The sequence below is a fragment of the Flavobacterium sp. WV_118_3 genome, from assembly GCF_039778605.1.
In the GTDB taxonomy this organism is placed as follows: Bacteria; Bacteroidota; Bacteroidia; order Flavobacteriales; family Flavobacteriaceae; genus Flavobacterium.
In genome coordinates this window covers 688,948-706,277 of record NZ_CP156060.1, presented here as the reverse complement: position 1 = coordinate 706,277, position 17,330 = coordinate 688,948, and the positions used below count along the sequence as shown (strand labels likewise).

General features: G+C 38.3%; 16 protein-coding genes. 2 read left to right on the top strand and 14 right to left on the bottom strand.

The features are described from left to right. Positions 1-95: 95 nt before the first annotated feature. Together ABFU83_RS03385 and ABFU83_RS03380 are read right to left on the bottom strand one after the other, a co-directional pair. Entirely contained in the window at positions 96-1,151 is a 1,056-nt protein-coding gene (locus tag ABFU83_RS03385) for a helix-turn-helix domain-containing protein (RefSeq protein WP_347068950.1), read from the bottom strand. 12 nt (positions 1,152-1,163) lie between these two features. After that, positions 1,164-2,111 (bottom strand): helix-turn-helix domain-containing protein, encoded by a 948-nt coding sequence (locus tag ABFU83_RS03380; protein WP_347068948.1) that lies wholly within the window; start codon positions 2,109-2,111, stop codon positions 1,164-1,166. A 225-nt stretch (positions 2,112-2,336) separates the two neighbouring features. Here ABFU83_RS03380 and ABFU83_RS03375 point away from each other — a divergent pair, with 225 nt between their 5' ends. Next, a complete protein-coding gene (locus ABFU83_RS03375; RefSeq protein ID WP_347068947.1) occupies positions 2,337-5,345 on the top strand; it encodes an ATP-binding protein in 3,009 nt (1,002 codons plus the stop codon). Between the two features lie 5 nt (positions 5,346-5,350). On the opposite strand, the gene ABFU83_RS03370 is transcribed toward ABFU83_RS03375, so the two are convergent. From ABFU83_RS03370 to ABFU83_RS03315, 12 genes are all read right to left on the bottom strand, one after another. Beyond that, positions 5,351-5,992, bottom strand: a complete 642-nt coding sequence (locus ABFU83_RS03370; RefSeq protein WP_347068945.1) for a response regulator transcription factor — start codon at positions 5,990-5,992, stop codon at positions 5,351-5,353. A gap of 99 nt (positions 5,993-6,091) precedes the next feature. Further along, complete coding sequence (locus tag ABFU83_RS03365) at positions 6,092-6,823, bottom strand: PAS domain-containing protein (RefSeq protein ID WP_347068943.1); 732 nt, start codon at positions 6,821-6,823, stop codon at positions 6,092-6,094. Between the two features lie 249 nt (positions 6,824-7,072). Further along, positions 7,073-7,579: a hypothetical protein gene (locus ABFU83_RS03360; protein ID WP_347068942.1), complete on the bottom strand. Its 507-nt coding sequence runs from the start codon at positions 7,577-7,579 to the stop codon at positions 7,073-7,075. Positions 7,580-7,626: 47 nt separating this feature from the next. Next, positions 7,627-8,427 (bottom strand): endonuclease/exonuclease/phosphatase family protein, encoded by an 801-nt coding sequence (locus ABFU83_RS03355; RefSeq protein WP_347068941.1) that lies wholly within the window; start codon positions 8,425-8,427, stop codon positions 7,627-7,629. Between the two features lie 38 nt (positions 8,428-8,465). After that, complete coding sequence (locus ABFU83_RS03350) at positions 8,466-9,386, bottom strand: hypothetical protein (protein WP_347068939.1); 921 nt, start codon at positions 9,384-9,386, stop codon at positions 8,466-8,468. Between the two features lie 12 nt (positions 9,387-9,398). After that, a complete protein-coding gene (locus tag ABFU83_RS03345; protein ID WP_347068938.1) occupies positions 9,399-10,667 on the bottom strand; it encodes an ABC transporter permease in 1,269 nt (422 codons plus the stop codon). A gap of 3 nt (positions 10,668-10,670) precedes the next feature. Next, a complete protein-coding gene (locus tag ABFU83_RS03340; RefSeq protein ID WP_347068936.1) occupies positions 10,671-11,081 on the bottom strand; it encodes a hypothetical protein in 411 nt (136 codons plus the stop codon). 14 nt (positions 11,082-11,095) lie between these two features. Continuing rightward, complete coding sequence (locus ABFU83_RS03335; protein WP_347068935.1) at positions 11,096-11,590, bottom strand: SH3 domain-containing protein; 495 nt, start codon at positions 11,588-11,590, stop codon at positions 11,096-11,098. A gap of 73 nt (positions 11,591-11,663) precedes the next feature. Then, on the bottom strand, positions 11,664-12,716 hold the full coding sequence (locus tag ABFU83_RS03330) for a type I restriction endonuclease (protein WP_347068933.1): 1,053 nt from the start codon (positions 12,714-12,716) through the stop codon (positions 11,664-11,666). 146 nt (positions 12,717-12,862) lie between these two features. Then, a complete protein-coding gene (locus tag ABFU83_RS03325) occupies positions 12,863-13,519 on the bottom strand; it encodes a response regulator (protein ID WP_347068932.1) in 657 nt (218 codons plus the stop codon). Between the two features lie 12 nt (positions 13,520-13,531). Next, a complete protein-coding gene (locus ABFU83_RS03320) occupies positions 13,532-15,388 on the bottom strand; it encodes an ATP-binding protein (protein ID WP_347068930.1) in 1,857 nt (618 codons plus the stop codon). A 137-nt stretch (positions 15,389-15,525) separates the two neighbouring features. Further along, entirely contained in the window at positions 15,526-15,777 is a 252-nt protein-coding gene (locus ABFU83_RS03315; RefSeq protein ID WP_347068928.1) for a hypothetical protein, read from the bottom strand. 341 nt (positions 15,778-16,118) lie between these two features. Between ABFU83_RS03315 and ABFU83_RS03310 the strand changes: the two genes are divergently transcribed. Further along, a complete protein-coding gene (locus ABFU83_RS03310; RefSeq protein WP_347068926.1) occupies positions 16,119-17,255 on the top strand; it encodes a hypothetical protein in 1,137 nt (378 codons plus the stop codon). The last annotated feature ends 75 nt before the right edge of the window (positions 17,256-17,330 follow it).

Here is a 17,330-nt window from a genome sequence, read left to right as displayed (position 1 = left end):
AATAAACCGTAAAAAAACAGGTAAAAATACGGGCATAAAAAAACCGGATTTTCGATCCGGTTTTTAGTTATTGTTTTGTGTTATTTTTTTTAGGGTTATCGGTATTCCGATGGTGTACATCCCATTTGATTTTTAAAATAACGATTAAACGTTACTTTAGAATTAAATCCGCTTTTAAATGCAATTTCTTCCAGATTCGTTTCCGGTTCTTCCAATAGTAATTTGCAGGAATGATTTATTCTATAGGTATTGATGTATTGATAGAACGTCTGGTTGATTTTGGTATTAAATAATTGCGTCAGGTGGTGTTTTGGGATTTTGACTTTTCGGGACAAACTTTCTAAAGAGAGTTCGGTATCGAGAAAAACCTGTTCCGTTTCCATGATCGTGTTGAGCTTTTGTTCGTATTCCCGTAATATCTCAGCTGTAAGTGCTGATTTTTGATATTGTCGCGGCGCTGAAATTGGAACCGTTTCTTCCAATTCCTCTTCCACACCGACTTGTACCAACAGATTATTAATGGAATATTTAAAAATCAGAAAGGAAACAAATAGCATCGCTCCATATATTATCATTCCCGGCAATAATGACCCGATGTCTTCTTTTCGGAGTATTTTCGAAACAACAATACTGGCAAGCAAACTGGCAATTAACAGTAACCAGGTCGCTCCTGAGTTGATCAATTTACGGATGCGGTTATCGGAGATAGCCTTTTTGTGATTTAAGAAAATATACAAAACATAGCCAACCATTGATATAACCACTCCGGAATAGAGTACTTCAAAATAATACAATCCGTAATTGCGGCGCCATTCCGGAAAAATCAAAAAAATCACATAGCCAATCGTTGCCAACAAAAACGGACTTCCATGTTTTATTACATTACTTCGACCTAACCATTTTTCGTGATTCGAAAACGATAGAAAATACAACATCGGCCCATATAATAATCCAAACGGCGCAGCGCGATCGATAAATGACAACTCCACAAAATAATAGCGGGACAAAAAAGCGTAGGCCGAATGGAATAAAGAAATCCATACCACATAGTAGATAACTTTATCAAATAATTTATCCGATTTGGTTTTCAGGAGCACATATAAGGTAAGAGCATTACAGCCAAAGACCAGTGCTAACAACAAAAAGAGCATACTATGTCCTATTTATAAATGTTGTACTTTTATTTTATAATAAGACGGTAAATAGCCGGTATATTCTTTAAAATAGCGGTTAAAGGAGGTTTTGGAATTAAATCCGCAATCATACGCCAGCGATTCAATCTTAATTCCGGAATCTTCTTTGAGACAGGAAATAGCATATTCGATTCGCAATTCCGCTATATATTGATAGAAATTTTTCCCAAGACAACCGTTTAACAATTGTGACAAATGATGTTTCGGAATTGTCGTTTCGATCGAAAGCATTTCGAGTGAAATATCGGGATTTCGGTATATATTCGTTTCACGAATGCATTTTTCGAGCGTCTCTCTATACATCAAAGATGTTGCCACATCGATACCCGGCAGTACTATAGGATTCTTTTTTAGTATCCGTTTTCCTTTTTCCTTTTTTCCGTAGAAAACCAGAAATGCCAAAATCAGCACGCTAAAAATACCCAATTGAAAAAAGAGCATTGGAACCGGATCAAAGCCAAAATCCAGTATACCAAACCCAACACGAAGCGCAAGCAAGACCACTAATAAAGCCGCAAAATAACAACCGTATGCTAATACTTGTAAAAATTCTTTTTCGAAAACAGTTACCAAATGTTCTTTTTTGCATACAACCGTTACCGCCACAGCATACGAACACAGTGAAACCGCCAATACAAATAAGTAGATGGTATGATACAATTGCCAGTCACCAAAGGCAACAGCATCGGCTTTAAAAACAAGATACAGTCCGCTAAAAAGAAAAAAGGGTAATGTGTGCACCCAAAGCGTAACCCGTTCCATTTCACGGACAATCAACAGCAATAGCGGTCCGTATAACAGCCCGAGCGGCACACGCTGGTTCCAATAGAAACTGGCAACATGAACAACCGATACTATTAAAATAAGCTTTAAAACACCTTTCAATCGGGCATTGTCAAACAATATTTTGATATACATAATGTTGTATTTAGGATTGACTTTAACATAGGCATCGCATTAGTATCAATTCTAAAATTTGGGGACTACAAATATCAGTAGTTCAAAACAATTCCTTTGTACGGATTCTTAATCATTTCTGTAGAATTATTTCTACAAAAACAGTTGTTAAATCTTGTATATTTTTTTGTAATATTGGTTCTTTCCCGACAACCCTCAGATGATCAGTTTGTCAAAATCGTTCCTATGTCTCTTTTTTCACGTCTTTTACTACTATTTATAATCAGCGTTATACCGGTATTCGGGCAACAGGATCCTCTCTACAAATGGTATACTTCCGATAATGGACAATTGCCACAAAATAGTGTCAAATCGATTGTTCCGGACGAACTTGGTTTTATCTGGCTGGCAACCGAAGACGGTCTGGTTCGTTTTGACGGACAACAATTTAAAGTATACAATAGTGAAAATATAAAAGGACTGAAATCCAATCGGATGAAGTTTGTCAAAAAAAACTACAAAGGCAAAGGCCACTATGTAGCGAATGATCTCGGTCAGATTCTAAAAATTGAAACCGATCCGAAGCTTTATTACAAAGACGGAAAAGACATTCATTCGTTAAACGAAATCGGGCGTTTGTTTGGCAACAATATCAAAATATCCACTTCTTTTTTCAAATATTACCGCCGTTATGAGGTCTTGATCAAAGATAAAGTATTTCAGTTTTACCCGGATAGTATCCGCTATTACTCGGTTAGCACTAAAAAACGAATTAGCGGTTACCCGCATAAACTGGCTTTCGACTCCGAGCTTTTTATCCTAAACAATACCCTATACCTAAAAAGTAAAAAGCAATATTCTGTAGTTACTCCGCAAAAGCTGATTCCTATAGAAATGGATCAACCAACAAAAGAAGACGGTAGCATCTATATCAACAATGCGATTGATCAGGCTTTTTTGTATGCCGACGGAAATCTGTATTATCTGACAGCCGATCAAAACGGTTTGCATAAAAAACGGATCCTATCCCATTTTGACGTTGAAAAGCAAAAAGTACATGCGTTTTATTACGACACCAAATTAAACATCCTTTACCTGGGTAGTCTTACCAAAGGTTTTTTAATTATCCGTCCGGAATCTTTTAAAAGTTATGTCGACGAACAGGATCCGGTGACCTATTCTAATGTTTTATTCGATTCGACCCGTGTATTGACCGGAAAAGGACAGCTTATAGACTATAGAGGAACCATTACACATCTGCCGTCTTCGTTAAAAGGTGAAAAATTCTATTCGGTTATCGACAATAACGGCGATATCTGGACATTAGATATCCGTAACCTGTACCGTTATAAAAAAAGCGCGAATTTTACCACTTACGACCGTTGGACGCTTCAGTATTTTATGAGTGCGGTTTATAAAGACGAAAAAGGCCGGATTTGGATTGGAACCACCGACAGTAAGACATATAAAAAAGGACAACTGTATACTATTGATCCAAATGTTGCAGCGCCCAAACTCACGCCAGTTGCCAATCTTGATTTTTCGCCCAACAACATCTATAAAGACAGAAATTCGCGAATGTTGATCGGATCGCCTTCCGGGTTGTACCATATGGATCTGAACACCAAATACATCACGCGAAACAGCGTTATCGACGAATCGTATGTTCGTGGCATTCATTGCTCCGATGGAAATAATATTTGGGTATATACCTATAATAACGGTTTATTTCTGATCCGGAATCACCAGGGAACCACTCACTTCCCTTTCGACAAAAACAAGTATCTCCGTTCGGCACATTGTGTAGTCGAAGACCAGAAAGGTTTTATCTGGATTCCTACAAACAAAGGATTATTTCAGGTATCCCGACAAAGTCTGTTTGATTATGCCGATAAAAAACAAAACACCATTTATTATCACTATTACGATAAAAGTTCCGGTTTTAGTACCAATGAGTTTAATGGCGGTTGCTACCCCTGTGCGACCAATCTTCCCAATGGTTACATCGCCTTACCATCATTTGAAGGGTTGACTTTTTTCGACAGTAAAAAGGTAACTCCTATACTCCCCACCAATCCGATTTATAGTAACGAAGCTAAAGTAGACGATCGTTCTGTTACTTTTAACGACACGCTCGTCATAAACCGGGATTTTAGTCGTGTAGTCATTTCCTTTAACAGTCCGTTTTACGGTAACCCGGAAAACCTCACTATTGAAGTCCGTCTGGATGGAAACGATGTCCATCAAGACTGGACCAAAACCAGCGATAATTATACCATTTCCTATACCACTCTATATCCGGGTGAATATACCTTAACCGCTCGTAAAGTAAGAGGATTCGATTCGCAGTACGATTATAAGACCGTTACGATTATAGTTCCTCCTGCTTTTTGGCAAACCATCTGGTTTAAGAGTCTGCTAATACTCACCATAGCCTTACTGATTTATTATGGCTTCCGCCAGCGAACCAAATACATCCGCCATCAGAACCTATTGCTCGAAAAACGAATTTCACACCGTACAGCCGAATTAAAAAGCACGATTACAGCACTCACCCAAACACAGACAGATCTGAGTGAACAGATTCATTCGCATAAAAAACTAATCGGTTCCATTACCCACGACATCAAAAGTCCGCTAAAATACATGGCCTTAACCGGGAAATACCTGTATGAAAACCTGGATCGCGACAATCCCGACTTTCAGGAAAACATCAAAACCATGTATACGTCGTCGTTCGAATTGTATCACTTTGTAAACAACCTGTTGGAATATTCTAAAATCTATCTGAATAAAGACAATTTACAAAATGAGGCTTTTGCACTTCGTGATTTGATCAATGAAAAAATAAAACTCTTCGATCCGATTGCAAAATCAAAACGCAACGAATTGGAAAATACAGTTTCAGACACCATTTATCTGAACCTCAACAAACAGCTTTTTACCATCATTCTGCACAATTTACTGGATAATGCGATCAAAAACACGATTAATGGAACGATTCGTTTTAGTGCGGTTCAGGACAAGCACTCCACTCGTATTAGCCTTATGGATACCGGATGTGGCATGCATTCGGAAATGTTACACTATTACCAGACATTGGCTCAGAAAATGAAATCCGAAAGTGACCGGAAACAATTTACCAAAGGAATTGGTTTCCATATTATAATCGAATTACTACATCTGGTTCATGGAGACATCACTTTGGAAAGCGAAGTGGGGAAAGGAACAACCATTACACTGATCCTAAAATAGTCGTTTTAGTTATTTTCGTAAAGCTTAAAGAGATCAGCCAGCGAAACGACATTTTTGATATCCAGTTTTTCAAAAATCCGGCCTTTATAGGTACTCACGGTTGACATCTGGATATTGAGATGATTGGCAATTTCCAGATTCCCGTAACCATTCACCAACAACCGGCTAATTTCCAGTTCTCTGTTGGAAAGTCGTTCGAGCGGATTGGTTTGGGAAACATTGTTTAACAGGTCGTTGATCAGTTTATCTTTCAGACTGTCGCTGATATATTTTCCGGTAGTCATTACTTTCCGAACTGCTTCGACGATTTCTTCTTCGTTCCCTAGTTTATTCAGATAGCCATTGGCTCCCGAATTGAGGTACCGCATCGCATACAGATCTTCTTCAAAAGCCGAAAACATCAGAATTTTCACATTCGGATCGATTCCTCTTATTTTTTCGATCATTAAAACATTATTGCCTCCGGGTAAATTGATGTCCAGAATAATCAGGTCGAAAGTAGTTACAACCATTTTTTCCAAAACCCCGTTTAAGGTATCGGTCTGGTTGATAATGATATTCGGCAGTGAATATTTCAGGATCAACGATACGCCCTGTCTTACCACACTATGGTCATCGGCTATCAGTATGTTATATTCGGAAGTCATGCGGATGGAAGGAGGTTGGTTTCCTCACAAAGATATATTTTTTTATTCCTTTCCTTATATAAGGAACCCTAAAAAGTACTGCAATTATTCCATTGTTTCCTACAAATTGGTAAAATAACTGCCATCCGGGTTTTCGCTGGCCGCAAGCAACAACTCGTACTCTTCATTTTTCATTTTATGTACATATTGATTTAGCTCGCGCGTATATAAATTCAACAGATCTGCCGATTCTTTCATTCCCTCAATCAGCATTCGCAACTCATCCTGATTTAACTGTGTTTCTTTTAACAAATCGGACACGCCTAAAATCTGCGTAACCGGTTGTCGTACTTCATGGGATATTTTAAAAAGAATTTTTTCCAGTCTTCGGATTCTTTTTTCGCGTTGTTCGTCCAGTTTCTTTTTCTCGTCAATCGGAACGCGAATTGAAAAATACTGTGTGATTTTATTATGGACGTCAAAAACCGGAAAGATAATCGAATAGACCCAGTAATAACTTCCGTCTTTAGCTTTGTTTCGAATTTCACCATCCCATACATTACCGTTACCAATGGTCTTCCACATGGTTTTAAAAAACGTTTTCGGATGATGCCCGGAGTTTAGTATCCGATGGTTTTTTCCCAGTAATTCCGTTTCTTCATATTTAGAAATTTCGCAGAATTTCTGATTGGCATAGATGATATTTCCCTTGATGTCCGTGATTGAAGAAATAATATTAAAACTGCTGTCTTCCGAATTCTTGTCCAGTAAAATCCGAAGATCCTTTATACTCTTTTGCATTATAAAAATCGTCGATTGTAATTTGCTCAATGATGAAGTTACAAACTTCATCCCCTAAAAACAAATTTACAAAATGCAACCACTGTCCGACTTGAAAAAGGCATCTTTTTAACGATTATTGAATGTAACCCCAAAAAAATTACGATCCGTTATATTTCTTCATTTTTTTTAAGATAAAAAACATACTTTACAAAAAACTACTCTTAAAATAACGACACAGCGTTTTACAAAAAGTATAAAAAAGACAGAATAAAAGTCCGTTTAAAGTTTACAAAAGTCCTTTTATAATCATCCGTTTATTTATTCCCGATGATGCACACAAAGTTTGCTCGCGTGCAATGTTCTGTTTTTACATTGTTTCCCTTTTTGGGTTATTCCGTTACAGCGCACTGAAAAACCTTTTAATTCACCACTATAACATTCCTCCAGCGTTGCGAGAATACTAATCCGGTATTCCAGTCCGTTTGTCTGAAATTCTGTAAACCGGTCGTCATTAAAAAAGACCCCCTGAAAGTCTTGTATCACCGTATGATCTTCATTCCGGATTTCTTTTAGATATCCTTTTTCCACTTTGATTGTCAGATTGTGTTTGGAAGCATTTTTGGCTTCCGGATCATTAATCGATACCGTAGCACAATAGTCACCGTTAAGGCTTGTATCGGGTTCGTTTATCTCGACTACTTTCGAAGGCGTTGCCATGAGTCCGGCGGGAATTGTTTCCGTTTCTTCGTTTAGCAGCAGCTCTTTATCCTGACAAGACACCAGAATAAGTATACAAAACAGATAATAGGGTAATTTTGTTTTCATGGGTTTTGTTTTAATTTGAGTATCCGTTACCAATAATTTGCTTCAAATCACAATAGCAAAAAAGTACAACCAATCGGAATATGATCGGAGACTTTTCGGGCCAGTGCCAGGCTTTCGAATTTCGTATAAAAAAGATGCGCTTTTTTATTTAGCAACCTGATTTTCTTTACATTATAAAAAATATTATCAAATTCCGATGCCAGACAATCCTGAGCTATGCAGCGTTGTCTAAGCGAGGTTTTCTGATTCCGGAACACCGGTTGAAAGCCCATTCCTTTTAACGGATTAAAAACGGTATGGGATTCCGGGCAATTAAAGTCGCCGGCAAATACCAAATTATGTTCCGATAACCGCAATGGGATTTTTTTAAAATGTTTGATTTCGGTTTCGGGTTGCCGGCTTTTGGTAATCGCGTGAAAATTGACCACCGTAAACAACTTTCCTTTATAGGAAAACGTACCGTAATACGGCTCCCGATCGATTTCAAGTTGAAAAACCGGATCCAATTCGGCTTTTACTTTCCTGATACGGGCTGTTTTCCAGAGAAACGCATAGCGTTCGGTTTTATAGGATGATCCGGTCGTTGGTACGCTCACCGTATAATCCCATTTGTCTCCGGTGCGATTAAGTGCTGTAGCCAATCGGGCAACCGCCTGTGCGCCGCCAAATCCAGCTACAACTTCCTGAATCGCCACCACATCATATTCCTTGACGGTATTTGCAATAAAAGCAATGGTTTCCGGCTGTTTTCGTTTTCCGAAATCGGATAAATTCCAACTGCAAAATTTGACCTGAGCCGAAACAAGACAAGTGTAAAGCAGGATAAAAAAGAAAACGGTATGCCTCATATTATTGTAATTAAAAAATCAATGCAACCGGTAGTCGGTTATTTTTGCTGAGCGATAAAATCTTTAATTATTTTTTCCATATTAGCGGGCAATTCAGCACCGCTGACTTTAGGGTTGTTCACCTTCATTTCTTTAAGCCATTTTTCCCAGTAGGCTATAATCACCGCTTCTTCATTCGTATTCTTTGTATCCGGATTGATCCCTAAAACCAAAACTTCCAGATTAGACAAATTGGTTGCGGCTTTAATAAATCCGAAATTGCCGGCATCCATTTTTTCTTTCCACTTAGCATCATTCAGCTTATTATTTCGAATAGTCTTCGAAAGCAGGTAATTGGTTCTGTTTCCATCTTTTAATTCGGACCCTTTATTAAAAATATAACCGTCAGTTAGAATGATCAAAATATTACGGCTATTTGCCTCAATACAATAATCGGCTACTTTGTTTTTAAAGAACCCCCAGATATCCGAACCAACATAAGCTTTATCTTTTATTGCCAATTCGTAAATCTGGATTGGATAATCCGCATAAATTTTTCGGATCTCATTTAATTTTTCTTTGGAAATATTGTTTTTATCCAGTCGGATTTTAAGTTTTTCAGATATCGTATTAATTTTGGTATTTTTAGGCTCCGGGTCAAAAAACAACTGTAACTTATCATTAACCTGGTTTATTTTTCTTTGACTGGCATGATCAGCAAAAGCCTCGGAAATAGCCTTGATATAGCGGATATCTCTTTGATAATAGTCCATTGTCTTATTGACATGCTTGATTGGGTCGATCCTATCGGACAAATCCAAAAAGATACTGATATTATAATTTTCAGTTGGCTTGGTTCTTTCCGCTGTTTCACTGGCAACCGGCTGTTCTTTTTCGGTAGTATCGGGTGTATTTTCAATACAGGAAATCGAAAATAAGGATAGCGCCAGGACTATCGAAAGTATTATTTTTTGTTTCATGATATAGTAGGTTTATGTTTCAATCGCTATCTGTGGTTGCAGTTCGGGCTCACCCAATCCAATATCGTTTAAATGTTCTTTGGAAATGATTTCGCATAATTCCAGCAAAAGTGTTTTTTCCCGGTGTGGTAAGGCAATTTCGGCCGATACCGCCTGAAACCACCCTTCTTTATATTTATGGTGATGGTAAAAATATTCCTTAACCGGGATAATAAAACCATCGATTTTGGTTTGCAATTCGGCTATGATTCCGTTTATGGCGGTGATTTGCTGTTTGCCTTCGTTTAATTTTTCGGTATTGGCATTTTTTGCAGCTTCCAGATTGACCAGTTCTTCTTTTTTTACCTTAATAAAGGTTTTAACTTTATCCAGGCTTTCATATTCTTTCATCATACTATCCAAAACCAATCCCCAAATGATATACACCATAAAGCCCGCAAAGATGATCAGCCAGAATTCGGCTTCAAACAAAGCAATCTTAAGTGTATACGGTTCCGACGACGTCGTTTTATTAAAATCATAGATCTTCTTTTCAATCTGATAAGCCAATATGACATCAAATAAAAACGTCACCAAACCGAGCAGTCCTATTTTAATCCATTTCATTTTTCCTTTTTCTTGTAACAGCATATGAATCAGATATCCTAATCCCATAAACACAAAGGGAATGGTCATGATAAAAATACCCTCCAACGAGCTGGCCTTAAACGCATTTTTTAAGGCATCGGCATCAAAAATGGCAGCCGTAAGACTATTATCATCAAACTCTTTAAAAAAAGCCGAATAACAAGCTGAAATATAGAATACCAACAGATACAACGTAATCGGAAACAAAAAAGCCAATCCCATATAAAACTGCACTTTGATACCTTTTCCACCTTCGATCCCGTATTTTTCCGGATGCTGACGCACCTCGACCATATCTTTCCGGGTTCTTTCTATGGTTTCGTTGAGTTCTTTTTCTTTTGCTTCGGCAATTTCAATGGTGGTTTCACACTTTTTAAGTTCAGAACGGTTGCGTTCCTGCTCTTCTCTGTAAATCTGTTTTAAGGCCTCCTGTTCTACTTTTTGTTTGCGGCATTGCTCTTCAAAACTCCTGTACAGATTTTGCAGGCAGGCTTTAAATACGATTGGTTTCCCCATCGCTTTTACGGAAGCTCCAAATCCGCGCTGGTAATGGGTTAAGCGAACCAGTTCCCGGGATCCGGTTTGCGTTTCATCCGGTAGCTGCTGCGACACTTCATCATTTTTTAAACGAAATAACTGTTGTAATGATTTCATCCTTTATGCATTTAACTGGTTAATAATTTCTTCTTTCCGAATCCCTTTTTGTACGCAATCGATAAAATAATCGGTCAGATCTTCGATATTCTCATCGAGGAATTCAAATTTTCTACAGTATTTTTGTAGCGCTTCCCTTTCATTACCGCTTATTCTGCCATTGGCCCAAATCATACGGGTCAGATCATACAGATATTCGATACGGATTTCCAGACGTTCCGGCAATACCATACCATGCATTACGGGATGTAACAGTAGTCCCCCCAGGTCATCTTTGGTCAATCCTTTTTCTTCCGCGAGTTGGTAGAGCATTTCCAGCTCCGATACGGAAAAATGATCATCTGAAATTGCGATCTGGTATAAACTGAGCAAATGACTTTTTAAAGCGGGAGAAATTGTAGTAGTGGTATCCATCTTTATAATAGCTTTTATTGTAAGACATCGCGATGGACATAACCAACCGTTCCTGTTTTTTCGGATTTTACTTTGAGCCACGGCTCGTTAGCCTCTATAAAAATCACCCGTTGTCCTCTTTTAACGGTTTCGATTATTTTGTAATTTTTTCCCGGACCTTCGTATAAAGCAACAGATACGGCAGTGATATATAGCGGTTGATCCTTATAAAATCCGGCTTTTTTGGTAACCGTTACCGTTTTAATTTTTGTACCGGAAGGCGTCTTTTTTTCTTTTCGTTTTACGGTGATTACGTCGGTACTTCTATCCCTGCAAACACCACAGGTGCCACCACTTTTACAATATTTACAACCACTACAATTGGTACAGGCAGTACAATAATCGGATCCGTTACAACCTCTTCCGGCTGTCTCACAACAGGAAGCCAGTAGTTTTCCCGATTTCGTTTGTGCTATCAAATCATTGCTGCTCCATAACAATAGACTTAGCCAAAAAATATATTTGATCATCTTTTTTAAATGTATTAATGGGTTATAATACCGGTTTATTCCAAACCGGATTTTAGCGTTTTCCAGCCAACGGCTATTCGTTGTCATAAAAGCTGAGACTTTCCAACAAAGCCTCTTCAAACTGGTAAATAGCATCGATGGTTTCTATCGGATAACGGGTCTCGTTTTTTTCTTCATCAAATAATCCGATATATTTTTTCCCACCGTTCAGATGTAACCTGCAAATCGGTTTCCGGTTGTTATCATCCAACAATATCCCGAAATACGATTTTGTATCTCGGGGAACAATCCGGTCCACTCCTACTTTTCGTCTCAAAATGGCCACCACAATGCGGAAACCATCCATTTCTTCATCGGTAGTAATCACTTTACTTGTTGGCTCGACGTCCACATTTTCGATTTGTTGTTTTTTAGCTTCTTTATTTAATGCGGCGTTCAATCGATCGTTAATTTGATCATTTATTACCTGATTAAAAGCTTTATACACCAGTTCCTGAAATTCTTCCATCACACGTTCTGTCAGACGACCAGAATAGATCCGCTCGGCAAACTGGCGAACAAACTTATAAGAAGGAGTTTGCAGCTCTTCGGCAATCAATTTTTTAATTTCCTTCGTATATTTTAAAGCACTGGCGTTATCCGTTATTTTTTCCACATCGAAATTCGACTTGTGAAACTTATTAATTTCCTGAATTACGGCATCTTTAAGATTGGTAATATCAAACTCAAAAAAAGGTTTCTCGTCCATTTTATTCTTTTCGTCCAGGTCGGTATAAAACTGATACTGAATTCCATTGGTCAGTAAAGCAAACTTCGTTTTCGACACATGAAAATACCGGAATAACTGCGAATTGTGAACTGTCAGGTTTTCTTTCCAGTTTTTACATTCTACGATCAGGATCGGTACCTCATTCTGGAAAATGGCATAATCAACTTTTTCCCCTTTTTTAAGTCCGATATCAGCCGTAAATTCCGGTACTACTTCCATCGGATTAAAGGTATCGTATCCCAAAAGGTTAATAAATGGTAATACAAAGGCATGCTTTGTAGACTCTTCCGTTTCGATCTTGTCTTTCATCTGATCGATTTTATCGGCTAATGATTTGAGTTGGCTCACTAATTCCATCCTATTTGTTTTTTGAATGTTTATTTTATTTTTATATCACACTCCAAAACTAGGATGCCTGTAAAGGACTTCATTACGGTTTTACGTAAATGCGAACAAACGGCAAAAAAAAACACCCCGAAAGAGGTGTTTTAAAAGGGTCGTTATTAAATCAATCCCAGATCTTTCGAAATGGAGACCAGATGCGGATTATTTTTGGCTTTCAGGGATGTCTTTAAACGATTGATTCGCTTTTCGATACTACTTCGGCTATAATGCATATCGTCGGCAATTTCGCCCTGATCAAAACCTTTGGATAACAGGCGAATAATCTGAATATCCTGTTCGTCGATCTCATCCAGTTCGGAATCGGCTTTTCCGTATCGTAATTCCGGAGAAACAAACTTTTCATCGCTGGCATAAATCGTCCGGATGGCTTGTTTTAATTCGCGTATACTTTCCCGGCTTTTGTTGATATAGGCATTACAGTCCATTTCTTCCAACAATGTCCGGATCACATACGGTTTTGTCTCAATAGAATACACAATAACTTTGATATCGGGCTGTTCACGTCGTACGGCCTCAATTAATTCTTCTCCGGAATTGAGCTTGTTTTCCCGGAATTTATTATCAACAAACGACAGGTCGCTAATCAATAGATCGAACGGTTCCTGATCGATTTTGGCTCTTTTAACTTTTAATAAAGCATCATCACAATATTGTACATGATGGATACGGTCTTCCGTTACAAACTCCTCCAGTAGTTGTTTTACTCCTAAATTAACGGAATCGACATCTTCGGCAATTAAAATCTTTTTAAACATACTTCGTACAATTTACTTTGGAAATGAAAAACTTACTTTAAATCCCTTATTGGGAACAGCATCAAAAGTATAGGATCCGGAAATGCTTTCGATACGGGTTTCCACATTTCGCAATCCATTTTTTACAGCGAGTTTATTTTTATCGATTCCCACGCCATTGTCGGAATAATCGATCTGAATCCGATTCCCATCCAGTTGGAAACGAACGACCACAAGCGAACTTTTACTGTGTTTTTTCATGTTGACCAATAATTCCTGTAAAACCCGATAAACCACAATTTTTTTAGTCGGATCGACCTCATCCCAGTTAATCTGATCCATCCCGCTGGACATAACATTTACCTGTTCGCTTTTGTATCCTTTGATCACTTCTTTTAACTGTTCCGGATAGAGTGTTCCGGTATCGATGCTACTATTTTCTCGGGAAATATTTCGGCTTCCGGTATAGATTTTATCCAACGATTCGAGTAGGATTTCTTTATTTTCGGTATCCGAAAGATCTTTTATTTCGGCGAAAGTCATCACATTAAATACATCATTCGCCAGTTCGTCGTGTACTTTTTTGGCAATACGGGTTTCCGTTTTATAGGATTCCAGGAGCTTCTCTTCCCGGCTTTTTTGTTGCATCCTACGGATCACAAAAAAGATCGCACCACCGCCAATCAGGATTAAAATTCCCAATCCGAGTTTTTGAGTTTCGGCTTTAGCCAATTGTGCTGTTTTTTGTGCTTCGCTGGCTTTTCGGCGTAGATTTTCTTCCTGGGTATCTTTATATTCGTATTTGATCTGCGCAAACGTGTTCTTTTTGGACTGCCGCACCCGACTGATACTATCGTTTAATCCCTGGAATTTTAAGGAATAGGATTTTACAGCCACTCCGGAACTTAAAGCGGTTAAACGTTTAAGCGCCTCCAGTCGGTCGTCGATTCGTCGCATTTTGGTTGCACGGTCGTAAGCTGTTGTAGCATATTGTACCGCAAGTGTCGGATTACTGTTTTTATAATAATCGGAAAGATGCAACTCACTTACAATTCGATCACTCGCTAACATCGGATTATTGGATCGGATTTCATACCCTTTTTTATAGTACTCCAAACTTTTGGCATCTCCGGCTTTATAGTACATAAAACCCAGATTATCATAGGCTCTTGCTTTGGTCGCGTCGACGGTTGTTTTTTGGATAACCGATTCGAATATCGGGCGTGCTTTGGCATAATCGCCCAAATAAGTATAACTCAATCCGATATTATTTTTGATGATCCAACGATCTTCCGGTTCATCAGTACTATCGGCGGCTTTTTCAAAATTTTCGATCGCCTTTCTGTAATTATGCATGGATTTATCGGCAATTCCCAGATTATTATTCGCCGAAGCATAATAGTATCGATTATTATTTTTTTTATTCAGTTTCAGTACATCGACATTCAAATCGGCTACCATACCATAATCGTTCGATCGTTCGACAATATCCGACTGTAATAACAGTATATACATTTCCTGATCTTCCTTTCCGCGGTTGTCCAATAACTGTTTGGCATTATTAAGTAAGCCATAAGCAAGGGTATCTTTCCCTTTAGTCGCATAATATCTGCCCAAGTCACGTTTTGCCATCGCGATGTAAAAGGTATCTTTTTTTAGTTCTGAAAACTGCAGAAAGTCCTTTGTATACGATTCGGACTGGTCTGTAAAATACCAATTAAGCGTTTCCGATTTTCCGGCAATGGCTTTTAACTGTAGCGAATCGATTTTGGCAGCAACGGCAAGTTCTAGCGCTTTATTGATTTCGGCGATTCTATAGGTTCCGGAACTATCGGCATCGGTAGCACTATTAGCGATATGCTTTTGGATCTGACGGACCACTGGAGCCACCTTGCTATTTTTGTCAGATTCTTTAGAACACGAACCCAATAAAATCGCAAAAAGTGATAAAAAAAACGGGGAATAAAACTTTTTAAGTATCATTCCCCGAAGTTAATAAAATTACAATAAGATTATGCGATCATTTTTTATGGTTTTTTTGGCGGTTTTACCGGAATCGTACCATCTTCTCCGGTTCCACCTCCACCTTCCTGATTCGGCGGAATGGTATCGCCTGGTTTTGCGGCAAGATAATAATCCTCACTTTGATACAGATTTTGTAACAGTTCCTCCTGTTGCTTTGTGGACGGAGCAAAAAGTTCCTCTGCACTATTTTCTGTTGAACACGATACTAACGACAATCCCAGTACAGCAAAAGCTGCGATATAAAAATTTTTCATACTGTTTAATGTTAAAAAATTAGACATGGGCGTGGCTGTCCGGGACCTTGTCCCGGAGATTAGCTTTTGTTACGCCATTGATTTTTGTATGGGAAGTGTTGGTGAGACAGAAAAAGCATAAGGGTATTATACTTCCCGGATAACGACATTACGTTTTTCCGTATCACCAGGTTAGAAGTAGTCATGTACATTTGTCCGTGAATGCATATCGGGACGGAACTAATTCTGAAGCAAATTAAAGGGCTATTTTTCAGAACTTTACAACAGAATTCCGACAATTCTGATCATTTTGATGAAGTCTGACAAATACCGATAAATACTGATAAATACCGACACGTCTGATGAAAAAAAATACTGTTGAAGCCTATAGAATCGCTATTAAAGCGCAATATGAAAAAGCCAAAGAAGGGCCAAATTCTTCCTTTTTAATTAAACCATCTCCGGGGCAATTAAGAGATTTAAGTTTTCATATCTTAAAACACAATCACAACAAAGATGATTATGCCGCCTTTCGGGATTTTTGGGATTTTGAATTTAACACAAAAGAAATAAGAGCTATTTCCGCTAAAATGGAACTTTCGAAACTCGTCCCCATTAGACGGTTCTATTTAGGCACAAGTACGCCTATGGATATGATCACTATTGAAATGGCCGCTCTTTTAGTCGAACTTCCAGAGCGACCTTATAAAAGGTTTAAAGATTCAGAACTCCCAGTCTCACCTCCAATTGCACCCGAAACTCCTACGAAACATGATCGCGATACTGATATTGTTTTTCAAAGCGACAAAAAAACTCAAACAAAAGATAGTCGTGATGATAAGAATACCTTTAGCATTCTCAATGATTATGAAAAAAAGGAGGAAAATAAAAAAGACGACTTATCGGACATCGATCCAGAGAACCCAACACCAGACAATACACGTAAGGAAAAAATAGAAGAGCCATCTGGAGAAACAAATCCTCCATCCGGTCAAAATAACGAAGGCGAAAATAGGCCTCAGGACACAATACCAATAGGTATCACACAACTGCCATCATCACGGATAAGACCTTTTCCTATTTTAAGCACTATCGTTCGTTTTTTCAAGAAACGGCAATTAAGTAAAATCCATTACGGATTGGCGACCGTCATGATTATGGTACTTGTAGTCTGGAGTCTCAACAAAACAATTTTTACACCGAAAAACTGTATGGTATGGATGGAGGATCATTATGAGAAGATGGATTGTAATGATCCGGAAATTAATGGTGAAATTCAGCCATTAGACGAACAACTATTGGAACACTTCCGGAAGGTAGCCTATAGTGATACACTGACTTGTTTCGATCTTTATGGGAATCCGCTGATCTGGTATTCCAAGACAAACGGCTATTACGAACTGTTTACCCATCACGGCTTACATCCGGTTACCGGCAAAACGTTAAAACCAATTACGGAAACGATTCGGAACAATTTAAACAGTGATCCGAATCAGTAATCGATAAAAACAAAAAGGCCTCCGTCGGGAGGCCTTTTTTAATACCAGTTTTGTTTTTTCTTTTTGGAAAGTTTC

Bases quoted from the DNA above. Each gene is read 5' to 3' on its own strand.
- ABFU83_RS03385 (WP_347068950.1), bottom strand. From the start codon at position 1,151: ATGCTCTTTTTGTTGTTAGCACTGGTCTTTGGCTGTAATGCTCTTACC.
- ABFU83_RS03380 (WP_347068948.1), bottom strand. From the start codon at position 2,111: ATGTATATCAAAATATTGTTTGACAATGCCCGATTGAAAGGTGTTTTA.
- ABFU83_RS03375 (WP_347068947.1), top strand. From the start codon at position 2,337: ATGTCTCTTTTTTCACGTCTTTTACTACTATTTATAATCAGCGTTATA.
- ABFU83_RS03370 (WP_347068945.1), bottom strand. From the start codon at position 5,992: ATGACTTCCGAATATAACATACTGATAGCCGATGACCATAGTGTGGTA.
- ABFU83_RS03365 (WP_347068943.1), bottom strand. From the start codon at position 6,823: ATGAAGTTTGTAACTTCATCATTGAGCAAATTACAATCGACGATTTTT.
- ABFU83_RS03360 (WP_347068942.1), bottom strand. From the start codon at position 7,579: ATGAAAACAAAATTACCCTATTATCTGTTTTGTATACTTATTCTGGTG.
- ABFU83_RS03355 (WP_347068941.1), bottom strand. From the start codon at position 8,427: ATGAGGCATACCGTTTTCTTTTTTATCCTGCTTTACACTTGTCTTGTT.
- ABFU83_RS03350 (WP_347068939.1), bottom strand. From the start codon at position 9,386: ATGAAACAAAAAATAATACTTTCGATAGTCCTGGCGCTATCCTTATTT.
- ABFU83_RS03345 (WP_347068938.1), bottom strand. From the start codon at position 10,667: ATGAAATCATTACAACAGTTATTTCGTTTAAAAAATGATGAAGTGTCG.
- ABFU83_RS03340 (WP_347068936.1), bottom strand. From the start codon at position 11,081: ATGGATACCACTACTACAATTTCTCCCGCTTTAAAAAGTCATTTGCTC.
- ABFU83_RS03335 (WP_347068935.1), bottom strand. From the start codon at position 11,590: ATGATCAAATATATTTTTTGGCTAAGTCTATTGTTATGGAGCAGCAAT.
- ABFU83_RS03330 (WP_347068933.1), bottom strand. From the start codon at position 12,716: ATGGAATTAGTGAGCCAACTCAAATCATTAGCCGATAAAATCGATCAG.
- ABFU83_RS03325 (WP_347068932.1), bottom strand. From the start codon at position 13,519: ATGTTTAAAAAGATTTTAATTGCCGAAGATGTCGATTCCGTTAATTTA.
- ABFU83_RS03315 (WP_347068928.1), bottom strand. From the start codon at position 15,777: ATGAAAAATTTTTATATCGCAGCTTTTGCTGTACTGGGATTGTCGTTA.
- ABFU83_RS03310 (WP_347068926.1), top strand. From the start codon at position 16,119: ATGAAAAAAAATACTGTTGAAGCCTATAGAATCGCTATTAAAGCGCAA.